This is a genomic window from Tunturiibacter gelidiferens, assembly GCF_014201335.1.
In the GTDB taxonomy this organism is placed as follows: Bacteria; Acidobacteriota; Terriglobia; order Terriglobales; family Acidobacteriaceae; genus Edaphobacter; species Edaphobacter lichenicola_E.
In genome coordinates this window covers 798273-811250 of record NZ_JACHEB010000001.1, presented here as the reverse complement: position 1 = coordinate 811250, position 12978 = coordinate 798273, and the positions used below count along the sequence as shown (strand labels likewise).

Annotated in this window: 8 protein-coding genes; all 8 read right to left on the bottom strand. The window is 60.4% G+C overall.

Annotation, left to right across the window (positions count from 1 at the left end; translation table 11 throughout):
* Positions 1–55: 55 nt before the first annotated feature.
* Positions 56–1225, bottom strand: coding sequence for a hypothetical protein (locus HDF14_RS03440; protein WP_183973501.1), 1170 nt, complete (start codon positions 1223–1225; stop codon positions 56–58).
* Positions 1226–1285: 60 nt separating this feature from the next.
* The gene (locus tag HDF14_RS03435; RefSeq protein ID WP_183973499.1) at positions 1286–1933 is read right to left on the bottom strand and encodes a hypothetical protein; all 648 of its coding nucleotides are present in this window, start codon (positions 1931–1933) and stop codon (positions 1286–1288) included.
* 122 nt (positions 1934–2055) lie between these two features.
* Positions 2056–2973, bottom strand: coding sequence for a carotenoid biosynthesis protein (locus tag HDF14_RS03430; protein ID WP_183973497.1), 918 nt, complete (start codon positions 2971–2973; stop codon positions 2056–2058).
* Positions 2974–3008: 35 nt separating this feature from the next.
* On the bottom strand, positions 3009–5954 hold the full coding sequence (locus HDF14_RS03425) for an FAD-binding and (Fe-S)-binding domain-containing protein (RefSeq protein ID WP_183973495.1): 2946 nt from the start codon (positions 5952–5954) through the stop codon (positions 3009–3011).
* A gap of 204 nt (positions 5955–6158) precedes the next feature.
* Entirely contained in the window at positions 6159–7190 is a 1032-nt protein-coding gene (locus HDF14_RS03420; RefSeq protein WP_183973493.1) for a DUF1338 domain-containing protein, read from the bottom strand.
* A gap of 167 nt (positions 7191–7357) precedes the next feature.
* Complete coding sequence (locus HDF14_RS03415; RefSeq protein WP_183973491.1) at positions 7358–8653, bottom strand: amidase; 1296 nt, start codon at positions 8651–8653, stop codon at positions 7358–7360.
* Between the two features lie 24 nt (positions 8654–8677).
* The gene (locus tag HDF14_RS03410) at positions 8678–9556 is read right to left on the bottom strand and encodes a hypothetical protein (protein WP_183973489.1); all 879 of its coding nucleotides are present in this window, start codon (positions 9554–9556) and stop codon (positions 8678–8680) included.
* A 76-nt stretch (positions 9557–9632) separates the two neighbouring features.
* Complete coding sequence (gene treS, locus HDF14_RS03405) at positions 9633–12947, bottom strand: maltose alpha-D-glucosyltransferase (protein ID WP_183973487.1); 3315 nt, start codon at positions 12945–12947, stop codon at positions 9633–9635.
* Between the last annotated feature and the right edge of the window lie 31 nt (positions 12948–12978).

Genomic DNA, 12978 nt, shown 5'->3' with positions numbered 1-12978 from the left:
AACATTATTTCCTTCGCTATGCGGAAGCGGTCGTGCCAAGCATAGCATTTTGAGATCAGGGCTTCGGAAGCGCCTTCCGATTGCCGAACTCGGGCGTTCGCGACGGGTCTTCTTGAATGGTTTTCATGCTCTCTTTTTCGTCTTCGCTCGCAATCGGAACAGTGATTCCGGTGGCCGTGATATAGAGATCGCGCTTCTTTGGGTACGACACCGCGATTGTGTGGACACCTGGCTGTTCGTTTGGCGCGCGCGGGTACTCAAGGATGTAGCGGTCTCGCACCATCTGCGTGAACTCCTTGAGCCGGGAAAGGGTGGTGTGCTCGTTGGCTTGCAACTCAACTCCACCGCTGCTCACGCATATCTGTTCGAACTTGTCCTCCCAGCCGCTGAAGGAGGGCGGATTTATGGTCGACAGTAGACCAAAGACGGTCTCGGAGCGGATCTGTGCATGGAACATGACGTCCTTCCAGAGGGTCTTGCTGCCGTCGTCGCCGCCATCGGTGATGGCCAGGAGTACGCGTCTGCCTGGTTGCTGGTCGAGGTCTTTGAGCACCTCTGACATGGAGTCCCATAGCGGCAGGCCGGCTCTGCAGTTTGGCGGAGGGATCTTGTTCTGTTTCTTCAGCTCCTCGTTTCGCGTTTGACGAATCTGCCATGGCGCCATGGCTCTCTTAACCCCGTCGGCGAGCGCCGCGGGGTTCGCACCGGTGTCGTAGATCGTACGGATCAGGGTGCAATCCATGGCATAGACCGAGACGCGATCCTGGGGACGGAGGAAATCGGGCGGGAGGGTAGCGACGGCTCTAACGAGCACCGGTAGCAGTTCGAGGTAGGGTTTGCTTGCGTCGATGAGGATTGCCAGGGAGATTGGATCGTCGCCCTCCTGCCGAACGTAGGTGGGGCGAAACAGCGGCCCTGAGTCGAGGCTGATGCGGAATCCTGATGGGTCGAGCGGCTTCACTCGCCGGTAGTCGCTACTCAGGACGAGGACGGAGACCTGCTTGAGATTGGTGTAGACGCGGAGGGTGGGAGTGGGGGCGGAGATTGCTTGTGCGGTGGGCGTTGCTTCCGTGTTTGACTGAGCGGTGGCGCCGACGGCAATGAGGAGGAGGAAGGTGAAGGCAGAGATTCGGGCGATGCCTCGTAGCTTGTTTCTCTTTTTTTCTTCCGAGATCCTCCGTTGCAGTTTGGCCATGGTCATCTCGACCTCCGCTGTGCCGCTCATCGATGGCGATCATTCTATAAGAGACGGAGAGGCGCTTGATGAGTTGTTACAAAGGATGTTTCACGATGGGTGGGCGGCGAGGAATTTCTTGTATTCGCGGTCGAGGGAGTTCATGAAGGATTCGACCAGGGTGAGCTGGCCCTGGAGGATTTCGATCTTCTGCTTCATGTCGTTGGCCTGAGCCTCACTTAGATCGGGACCTTTGTCGTCCATGTTCATGAAGGGCGCGAGACTGATGATGGCGTCGCGGGCAGATTGCTGCTCGGCGGTGTAGAGCTCGGTCTGGGTGGTGTAGATATTGGCGTACTCCTCGGCCCGGTCATAGGGCATGTAGGAGAGGGCGGTGGTAGATTGCGCTGTCCTCCAGCTTACGTCGGCAAAGGTTTGGATACCGGAACCGATATACATGCTCGTGTGCTCAGGTTCCTTGTGGTTCTTGATGACGTATTTGAGGACTTCGACGTCGTGCTTGAGCTCAGCTTGATTCTTGTGCAGACCGGCGAGCGCGTCGGGAATGCCCTTGACATTGCTTTCGATCTCGGCGTGGAGGCTGGCTTCGGCCTCGTGGACGAGATGGCGGTGGTGTTGCCACTCGACGCAGCCTTCGAGACTGAGAGCGATGAGAAGGCCGATGGTGATGGTGAAGAGATGCAGCAGAAAGTCGCGCCAGCCATGAACGGGTTCATGCGGGGGATGCACATCGAGCACGGATGGGACCTCGTCTACGGGATTCACTTGGGATTAGCGTAGCAAATTGTTGTTTTGTACTTAGTGGGCGAAATTGTTTTGGCGTAGTTCGATGGACTCTGGTACGGGTAGAGGGCGCGGTATTACTGGCTGTTGAGATCGGTTTGCGGGAGGTTGGTGTCGAAGATCTCCGAAGATTTTGTTGGGTTACCGAGGCGGAGCCATGCGGTCAGAGCGAAGGCTCCCATTGCGAAGAGGGAGACGAGAACGGTGGCGCGGAGAATCTCTGCGGTGAGCCACTGTCTGCCTGAAGGGTCGATGATGACGGCGGGGGTTCCGGGTTGAGCGATGAGGAGGATGTTTCCGATGGCGGATGCGGCGTAGAAGAGTATCGCGAGACGCCAGAGTGGTGATGGCAGAGGCAAGGGTGGTCGTCTTCGCAGGTAGAGAGCGAAGGCCTGATAGAAGACGTAGGTTGTGAGAGACCAGCCGAGGAAGTTGCTGATCGGTACGCCGAAGTAGGTGCCTCCTTGCTTCCATACCCAGGCGTGATCGATGTTGGCCCAGATGGGGTCCATGGATAGGTCCCACGCCACCATCATGCAGCTGGCGATCATTGGGAGAAGGATGAGGCGGAGGCCGCGTGGCGGTTCGGCTTTGTTGCCGAGAATTGCAAGGGCCAGAACCCACGACAGATAACCCATACCGAGATAGGCGAGGGCCAGGAGGACAGGAAGTTGGAAGATCTTGGGCCCCATGAGACCGGTGAAGTAGTAGTGGCCGAAGGGGAAGCCGGTTCTGAGGCTGAGGCTTTCGAAGAAAGTTCCACTGCCGAGACAGAGCGCCGTGAAGACCATTACGCCGCGCAGGCGGTAGAGGAGGCTTCCGTGAAGAAGGGCGAAGGTTGCCGACGGGAGGACATGCAAGGCGACGATCAGGAGAGTTGGAACTCTGTCCGCATAGAGCTGAAGAATCCGTCCTACCACGTATAGGAAGAGAAGCAGCACGAGGAGATTGCGAGTTGGGGCTGCATCGCAGTTTTCCTTGACAGAGTACGGCATGGAGGAATTTTATGCCTCGCCGTGCTCTGTCGAATCTAGTCGCGCAGTGGTTTTGCGAGGACTTCTGCGAGGTGCATAGGTTTTGTGTTGGTGTTTTGCGTGACTTGTTCGGCGCAACTGAAGCCGTCGGTGACGAGGATGGTGTTGGCGGCTTTGTTGCGGACGGCGGGGAGGAGAACGCGGTTGGCTAGCGTTTGCGAGACGGTGTACTTGTCTTTTTCGAAGCCGAAGGGACCGGCCATGCCGCAGCAGCCGGAGTCGAGGAGTTCGACGTCGGCTCCGGTGAGACGTAGGAGAGCGATCTCGTCGTGCATGCCCATGGTGGCGCGATGATGGCAGTGGCCGTGGACGAGGATCTTCTCGTTCAGTTGCGGAGGTCTGTAGTGTGGGGCGCGTTTGACGAGGAACTCACTGAGGAGGAAGGTCTGGTCGCGAAGTTTTTGTGCTCGGGGATCGTGCGGGAGGAGGTTTGTGAGCTCGTCGCGAAAGACGGAGGCGCAGGAGGGTTCGAGGACGACGATAGGTGTGCCGGCTTGTAGCTGCGCGGTGAGGGCGTTGAGAGTTTTGAGGAGATAGTCTTTGGCGGTGTCGAGCATGCCGAAGTCGTAAAGGGGGCGGCCGCAACAGAGGTGTTGCGTGGGGAGCGTAACGCGAAAGCCTGCGGAGGTGAGGACGTTGTGAGCGGCGCGCATGGCGGCGGGATGGAAGTAGTTGTTGAAGGTGTCGGTCCAGAGGAAGACCTCGGGGGCTTCGGCGGGGAGTGGAATGCGGCGGTCGCGGCGACGTTGAGGATCGCGTGCGAGGCGGCGATCGGGGGTGAAGGGTTTGGAGAAGCGGGGGAAGCTGCGCTTCGGGTGGATGTGGAGGAGCTTCTTCATGATGGTGCTGATGAGGGGCGTGTGATTGATGGTGTTGACGAGGTGCGGCGCGTAGGAGGCGATGCGGGCGAAGGCGTCGATGCGGCCGAAGGCGTAGTGAGAGAGCGGGCGGGATTCGCCTTCGTAGTGGTGGGCAAGGAACTCGGACTTGTAGGTGGCCATGTCGACCGAGACGGGACACTCGGACTTGCAGGCTTTGCACGCGAGGCAGAGGTCGAGGGATTCTTTGACCTGCTTGTTCTTCCATTGGTCGGGGAGGACTTCGCCCTGCATTAGTTCCCAGAGGAGATGGGCGCGGCCGCGGGTGGAGTGGAGTTCCTCGCCGGTAGCCATGAAGCTGGGACACATGGTGCCGGCGTCAGTTTTGCGGCAGGCTCCTACGCCGACACAGCGAAGATTGGCATCGGCGAAGGAGCCGTTGTTTTCAGCGTAGGCGAAGTGAGTTTTTGGGTGCAACGGGTTGTAGTCGGCGCCGAGGCGAAGGTCTTCGTGCGGCTCGTGGGCGTCGATGAGCTTGTTGGGGTTTAGGCGGTTGGTGGGGTCGAAGACGCGCTTGAAGGTGCGGAAGGCGTCCATGAGCTCGGGACCGAACATCTTGGGGAGGAGAGCGCCGCGAGCCTGGCCGTCGCCGTGTTCGCCGGAGAGAGAGCCGCCGTGGGCGAGGGCAACGTCGGTGGCTTGGTCCATGAACTGGCGGAATTTGAGAATGCCTTCGGGAGTTTCGAGGTCGAAGTTGTGGCGCATGTGGACGCAGCCCTGACCGAAGTGACCGTACATGGGGCTGCGGTAGCCGTACTCGTTCATGAGCGCGAAGATGGCGCGGAGATAGCTGCCGAGTTGATGGGGGTCGACGGCGGCATCCTCCCAACCCTCCCAGCCTGTGCCGACGCCGGGGATGAAGGCGGTGGCGCCGAGGGCGGACTCGCGAATGCGCCAGACGTTTTTTGCTTCGTCAGAGGTGTAGATGCGGGTGGTTGGCTGCGCGGGAAGAGTTTTGAGATAGGCGACCAGGGCGCGAGCTTTGGCGTTGGCCTCGGGTTGTGTGTTTGCGCCGAATTCGACGATGAGGAAGCCGTTGCCGTCTGGCAGGAGCTTGAGCTCTTCGGCGAACTTCTGCTTGCGGCGCATGGCGTCGAGCAGGAGGCCGTCCAAGCCTTCGAAGCCGATGGGCTTGTGTTCGAGGATCTGTGGGACGTGGTCGGCGCCCAGGAAGATGTCGGTAAAGCCGACGCCAACGAGGGTGCGGCAGGGCGGGGATTCGACGAGCTGCAACGTTGCGCCGAGGATGATGGCGCAGGTGCCTTCGCTGCCGACGAGGGCGCGGGCGAGGTTGAAGTTGTTTTCGGGGAGGAGCTCGTCGAGGTTGTAGCCGGAGACGCGGCGAGGAATGTTGGGGAACTTCTGGCGGACAAGGTTGCCGTAGGTGTCGCGAAGAATCTTGAGCGAGGAGTAGATGCCACCGACGCGTCCACCGGTCTGGATGTGCTGTGCGATGTCGCGGTCAGAGGTTGGGCCTACGGTGAGACGGGTGCCGTCGTAGAGGAGGAGGTCGAGGGTGAGGATGTTGTCGACGGTTTTGCCGCCGAGGAGGCCGTGGACGCCGCAGGAGTTGTTGCCGATCATACCGCCGATGGTGCAGCGGCTGTGAGTGGCGGGGTCGGGGGCGAAGGTGAGGTTGAACTTTTCTGCGGCGTCGCGGACGCGGTCGAGCACGATGCCGGGCTGGACGGTGACGGTGCGATTCTGTACGTCGATCTCGCCCATGCCGTTCATGTATTTGGAGAAGTCGAGGATGACGGCGGCGTTGCAGCCTTGGCCTGCGAGCGAGGTGCCTGCTCCACGCGTGAGGATGGGCGCGTTGAAGCGGTGGCAGAGGGCGACGGTGGCGATGACGTCGGCTTCGTCGCGGGGGATGACGACGCCGATGGGGATGTGGCGGTAGTTGGAGGCGTCGGTGGAGTAGAGGGCTTTGGAGGCGGGGTCGAAGCGGACTTCACCACGGATCTGCTCGCGGAGTAGCGAGGCGAGTTCGTGGGCGTCGGGGAAGGTGTCGTGTGCGCGGGCGTGGGAGCTCGGCAGGACGACGAATGGGGAGGAGGACATAGGGGTTAACTATACGAGGATCGTGTCCTGCCGGACGGGCCTCCTGCGCGGAGGGCGGTCACTTCGTGACTTGTGTACCCCTTCGGTTATCCTCCCGCTGGTCGGGGAAGATGATCGTTCCGACCAATGGGAGGACTTTACCGTTCATTCCGCCAAGACCGGTATACACGTCACGAAGTGACCGGCCCACGCGCAGTGGGTTCTTCAGGCCTTGCCGGTGGCGGTCATCTTGAAGATAGCTTGGGCGTTGGAGCTGTCGAAGCCGAGATCGAGTTTTTGTTTGCCGTCTTCTTCGGGTAGCGGGAGGCGGGTGATGAACTCGTAGAAGGAGCCGTTGACTTCCTTGGAGACGAGTGCGCCTTCGGGGGTGTGGAATTTGCGTTGAACCTTGGCGGCGAGGAAGGCAGTCTGGCGGACGCGGCCAGATTGCGAGGTTTCGACTGCGGCCTTCATCGGTTGGCCGAGGGCTTTTTGTTCTTCGGCGAGTTGGTCGACGTCGGGGACGCGGTCGGTGGCGTGGTTGAAGGCATTGCCCTCGGTGGAGATCCAGGCCATCTCGGGGGATTCGGCGAGGAGGATCTCGTAGTCGGCGAGGGTGGGCTCGGTGTGTTGGCGTTCGAAAACGGAGGCGAGGACTGGGAGGAGCGCGACGGACTCTTCGATGCTGAGGGAGCCGGCGGATTCGAGTTTGTCGAGGAGAGACTTCGCCTGTGGGGTGATGGGGTCTTTGGAGCTTGCGGTGACGCGACGGACGGCGGCTTGGAACTCGGGGGTGAAGCGCTCGGGGTGGAGCTCGCTGAGGAAGAACTGGGCGACCTCTTCGGGGTAGTCGGCCTGGGCGTGAGAGCGGCCGGTCATCTTGAGGCGCTCGAGGGGGTAGACGCCGTTGAGTGCGTAGCCGAGCGGGCGGAGGATGCGGGTAATGGCCTCTTGTCCGGCGGGCAGGCCGCCCATGCCTTCGAGGGCGACGGTGCGGACGGCGCCGTGATCGTGGAGGATCTGTCGGCCCTTGCCGAGGGTGTAGTCGGCGTAGGTCTTCGCGGTGGGGACGCGACGCAGGAGGTCTTCGAAGAGGAGCATGTTGAGTGCTTGCGCAAGGACGGCGCGAGAGACCTGCGGGCCAGGGGCGGCGGCGATCTCGGGATGGATGACGAGGAGCTTGAAGAGGTGTTCGGTGCGGTCGGTGCCGATGATCTTGCCGAGTACTTCGCGGAGGACGCTGGTGCCTGTGCTCATTGTTGATTCCTCGTGACTGCCGGAGGGTTTGGTCCGGCCCTAACATCATCGTCAATGGCGGCGCGTCTGTAAAGGCGCCCTGCGCGGGCGGCGGTCACTTCGTGACATGTATACCTGCTTCGCACTGGGCCTCCCGATGGTCGGCAGACGAACTAGTGGCGGCTGGTTTAAAGTGAGGCTGCGAAGGCCAGGAGTTCGGCGTCCTGCATGGGTGCTGCGATGAGCTGCATGCCGGTGCCGAAGGGTGCGCCGATAGCTTCTCCTGCGAGGGTGACGGTCGGTAGGCCCCCGAGGCTGGCAGGTGTGGTGTAGCGCAGAATCGCTTTACGGATTTGGGATTGGTCTTCGCCTGAGAGGAGTTTGTTGACTGGGGCGCATGGAACGAGCAGGAGGTCGACTTGTTGGAAGAGCGATGAGATCTGAGAGCGAAATATATCGAGGCGACGGTGGAGGGTTTCGAGTTGAGTGGGTGTGATGGATGCTCCCCATGTGAGACGCTCTGCGATTGCGGGCTCGAAGTGCTGATAGCGGCCGCGGTGGATTTGAGCGGCTTCGCTGGCCTGGATGGTGCTGAATATCTCCAGGCTGTCGGCCCAGAAGGCAGTGTCGATTGGAGTCAGGGTTGAGCCGTGATGCGTGAGGTGCTGCTTCCACGCGGTGAATGCGGTGAGGACTTCGGGTTCGCAGTCGTGGGTGAAGTCGTCGCCGACGTAGCCGATGCGGAGTTGAGTTGGTGCGTCGGCGAAGGGGACGTCGTAGATGGCGTTGGCGACTGCAGGACCGTCGCGGAGATCGCGGAAGAGCAAGCCGAGGGTGTCGAAAGAAGGCGCGAGGTGGAAGGCTCCGGCCCAGCGCTCTTCGCCGCGGCTGACGCCGAGAGAGGCGCGGTAGCCGGCGAGTCCGCAGAGTGCGGCGGGGACGCGGACTGAGCCGCCGGTGTCGGTGCCGATGGCTGCGAGGGCTGATCCTTCCTGCACGCTCGCTGCTGCGCCGCTGGAGGAGCCACCCGTGAGCAAGGTTGAGTCGCGGGGCTGGACGCAGTTCCCGTAGTCGACGTTTTCTCCGGTGATGCCGTAGGCGAGTTGGTGGAGATGAGTCTTTCCGGGAATGATTGCTCCTGCATCGAGAAGACGCTGGGCTACCCATGAGTTATCTCGAGCGTGTGGGTTGAGCTGGGCGTAGTAGCGCGAGCCACAACTGGTGGCTGTGTCTGCTAGGTCGAAGCAGTCTTTGATCGAGATCGGAATGCTGTAGAGCGGCGGGCGATTTTGAGGGTTGGAGAAGACCTTTTGTAGTTGTTCGGCTCGATGGAGCGCTTCGGTGGTCAAGAGAGTGAGATAGGTGTTGTGCGAGGCGTTGCCGTTGAAATTGGATGCGGACTCGCTTGCAATCGCGTGAGGATCGGTTTCAGACAAAGCAATCGCACGGCGTAGGGATGTGAGTGGAGAGGGAGTGGCTGTCATGGTCTGGGTCAGGAGAAAAGACTGTCAGTGACCCGTCGCGGCAAAGGTCTGGAAGTAAGCTTGCAAGGCCTTTGCGGCAGGCTCGCCGAGCTGCGGATCGCAGGTTATGGCTGATTTCGGATCGACGGACTTCGGATCGCGAAGGTAGCGTTCGAAGATCTCCGGCGATGAGGAGGCGAAGCTGCCTAGCGTGTGCCACTCTTTGCCAGCTTTTGTGCCGCCGTAGCTGCCGATGTTGTGACAGCGGTAACAGTGTTGTTGGGCGATGCGAAACCCTGCGATGACTTGCGGGTTCGACATGTCTGCTGGGTTTGGTGCGATTGCACCGTAGATCTTCTGTGCCATGCCGAAGTCCAGCCGCGTGATCTTTGCCGGGATCTTTGGGATCTCCTGAAAGGAGGACACGCTGAAGGACGGCTTGAAGTCTTCGTGGGTGATGAAATAGGTTCCAGGGTCGTCATTGTGCGTCTGGGCCGACCAGGTTTCGACTGGCAGGCCGTCAATTTTCAGCGCGAGGAGGGGGCGGTGCGCCTCCAAATACTCGCGCGTGTAGGTGACGCGATAACCGTCGGCGCACAACGCGGTCAGTAGATCCGCTTCGGGAAGAGCGCCGAGGGAGCGTTCGAGGACGTCGAGGTAGACACCGGTGACAGTTAGCTTTTGCGGAGGGAGTTCGCTGAAGTTGTCGTCGCCAGTGACGGTAATGGTTGTCTGAGGAAGCTTCAGCAGTTGCGAGTATGAGATGTATCGGACAGTGCCGGGTGTGATGTCTGCTGCCATGCCGGTGATCTCGAGGTCCGAATTTGAGCTGCGCTCCGTCAAGAGAAGATGACCGGGAGAGGAGTCGGCCGCTGGCAGTGCGAGACATGCGGCTACGACAACGATCAGCTTCACTGGAGGCATGCTTCAGACTATCGTGGAATTTCTTTTCGGCAAGCGCAAAAAAGATGAGTTTTGCACGCCGGTGCGAAGGGAACTTCTATGACTGTAGAGAGAGTATGCCTGCGAGCGGAATTCTGACCCACGCAGGCCGATTGTTGAGTTCGTAAAGAAGCTCGTAGAGGGACTTTTCAAGCAGGTAGGCGTTGAGTAGGATTTGTGCCTGCTCAGGTTGAGGAATCAACCCTGGATCCTTGGCCCGGACGGTTGCATGATAGGCGCGGAGAAACTCGTTGGAGACGGAGTTCTGCCAAAGGGTAGCCCACGGCTCGAGATACTTTGCGTCGTCGGGACGACGTTGCGCGAAGGCGTTGTGAGCAGCGTGTGCGGCGTAACTGAAAGAGCGCAGCATACCCGCTACGTCTCGCAGGGGGGATTGTTTGGCGCGGCGCTCGGCGAGGCTGCGTGCGGGCTCGCCCTCGAAGTCGAGGATGACGTAGTCGCCACGGGAGCGAAGGACCTGGCCGAGGTGATAGTCGCCATGAATACGGATGCTCTGGCCGGCAAGGGTGGGAGTTGCGGAGGCGATAGCGTGCGCGCGGGCGAAGAGTTCGATGCGGCGGCTGAGCACGAGCGCGGCGTTGTCGGCGGTGGTCTCGGTGAGTTGGGACATGCCGCGCTTGAGAGCTTCTAGGGTGAGTGACAGCTGGGCGTCGATGCGGTCGGCGTCGGCGACGAGGTCGGCTGTGGTGAAGTCTTCAGCCATGAAGGCTGGGTCGCGAGTGGGAGTGGCGAGCGCGAGATGCATCTCGGCGGTGCGGCGGCCCAGCAGCGCCGCAGCTTCGAGATAAAGGCCGGCGTGTTCGCGCGCGAGTGCGGGTGATTCGTTCTCTGTAAGGAACGAAGCCGGACTGCCGACGTCGTGGAGCGCGGGCAGGATGGCGACGCTGTCGTAGTAGTGCGAGAGCTCGTCGAGGGTCCATTGCCAGCCGTCGCCTTCGTTTTCGACCAGGCCTTGAAGCATCGCTATGGTCGTAGGAGTGCCGTCTTTCATGCGGAGTGTGATGTCGCCAAGAAAAGGTGCGATTCGAGGGAAGTGCGCAGTTTCGGTGAGAAAACGTCCGATCTCAGTGTCGGGATTTTCTCCAGGTTGGAGCCGACGGAAGAGCTTCATGATGAGCTTCGCGTCGTAGAGGATGGAGGTGTTCGATTGCTCGGCTGAGCCGGTGCGGGCGGGCAATGGATCGGTGCCGCGGGCTGCGGCGAACGCGGTGCTCTTGCGGCCGTGGAGAGTTCCGTTCTGAGTGTGCAGCTCTCCGCTACTTTCGATGAGTTGAAGGATCGCCTGGCGAACGTCTTCTCGTGCAACTGCATCATGCAGGACTGCAGGACCGTCGCCGGTTGTAACGGTGGCGACGATGCTTGCGGGATCTGAGGCACGCACCATCTCTGCGGCGTCGCCCGTACTAATCGTTAGGGCGAGCTGATAGACATCGGTGTTGTCGTCCTCATAGGTGAGCTGGAGGAAGAGCAGAGCTGCATTGAGACCGGGGAACAGCGCGGAGTCGAGGATCTCGACCGACTTGATGGTTCGGGTCTTTGCTCCGAACCAACGCTGATGGGGGAGGAAGCTGACGAGAAGCTGCTGCAGCGAAGCTAATTCAGCTCCTGTAAGGATGCCTTCGATGCCGTGGCTGAACATGCTGACGATGGGTTCGTCGACGGGAACCTCGACCGGCTCAGGCGACGAGGGCGCAGACTGGAGTTCGAGCCAGAGAAAAGAGTAGGGCGCAAGCGTAAACGGGTAGGGTTGTGCGGTGATGGTTGGGAAGGTGACGTAACCCAGCATCTCGACGGGAATCATGCCCGAGAATTTGGACAGATCGAGTGAGACAGGTTGCGAGAAGCGTGAGAGGTTCGCAACGCAAAGGACTGTTTCACAGTGGTCGCCCTCCTGGAATTGGCGGATGTAGGCGAGGATCTTGCGGTTCTCGGGATTGAGAAACTCCTGCGTGCCGCGCCCGAAGACGTGGAAGAGTTTGCGCAGGGCGATCATGTTGCGCGTCCAGTGCAGAAGGGACGATTGATCGGACTGCTGCGCTTCGACGTTGATCGATTGATAGCCCCAGATAGGGTCCATGATGACGGGGAAGTAGAGCTGAGCCGGCACGGCTTTGGAGAAGCCGGCGTTGCGATCGGAGTTCCACTGCATGGGCGTGCGGACGCCGTTGCGATCGCCGAGATAGATGTTGTCGCCCATGCCGATCTCGTCGCCGTAGTAGAGGATCGGTGTTCCGGGGAAACTGAGGAGGAGCGAGTTGAGCAGCTCGATGCGGCGGCGATTGTTGTCGACCAGCGGCGCGAGGCGTCGGCGAATGCCAACGTTGATGCGCATTCGCGGGTCAGCCGAGTAGGCGAGGTACATGTAGTCGCGCTCGTCGTCGGTGACCATCTCGAGCGTGAGCTCGTCGTGATTGCGGAGGAAGAGGCCCCACTGGCAGTTGTCGGGAATGGCGGGAGTCTGCGCCATGATATCGGTGATGGGGAGCCGGTCTTCCTGGCGAAGCGCCATGTAGATGCGCGGCATCAGCGGGAAGTGAAAGGCCATGTTGCACTCGTCGCCGTCGCCAAAGTACGGACGAACGTCGGCGGGCCACATGTTGGCTTCGGCGAGCACCAATCGGTTGTCGTACTCGGCATCGATGACTGCTCGAATCTCTTTGATCTTGACGTGGGTCTCGGGCACGTTTTCGCAGCTTGTTCCATCGCGCTCGATGAGATAGGGAATTGCATCGAGGCGCAGGGCGTCGACGCCCATATCCAGCCAGAAACGCATAGCCTTGAGAACCTCGTCCATCACGCGCGGGTTGTCGAAGTTGAGGTCGGGCTGATGCGAGAAGAAGCGGTGCCAGTAGTACTGCTGCGCGACTTCGTCCCAGGTCCAGTTGGATTTTTCGGTGTCGACGAAGATGATGCGGACGCCTTCGAAGAGCTTGTCGGTATCGCTCCAGACGTACATGTTGCGCTCGGGGGAGCCTTTGGGGGCGAGGCGTGCTGCCTTGAACCAGGGGTGCTGATCGCTGGTGTGGTTGATGACGAGCTCGATCATGACCTGCATGCCGCGCAGGTGAGCTGCGTCGAGGAACTGTTTGAAGTCGTTAAGCGTGCCGTAGCTGGGATTGACGTCGACGTAGTTGGCGATGTCGTAGCCGTCGTCGCGAAGAGGCGAGGGGAAGAAGGGAAGCAGCCACAGACAGGTGACGCCCAGATCCTGAAGGTAGTCGAGCTTCGACATGAGGCCGGGAAGATCGCCGATTCCATCCGCGTTCGAGTCCATAAAGGCTCGGATGTGAATCTCATAGATGATTGCGTCCTTGTACCAAAGCGGATCGGTGGCGCTGCCGGCTTTTTTCACTTCGTCCTCGTGCTGAAAGCTAATTTAACGA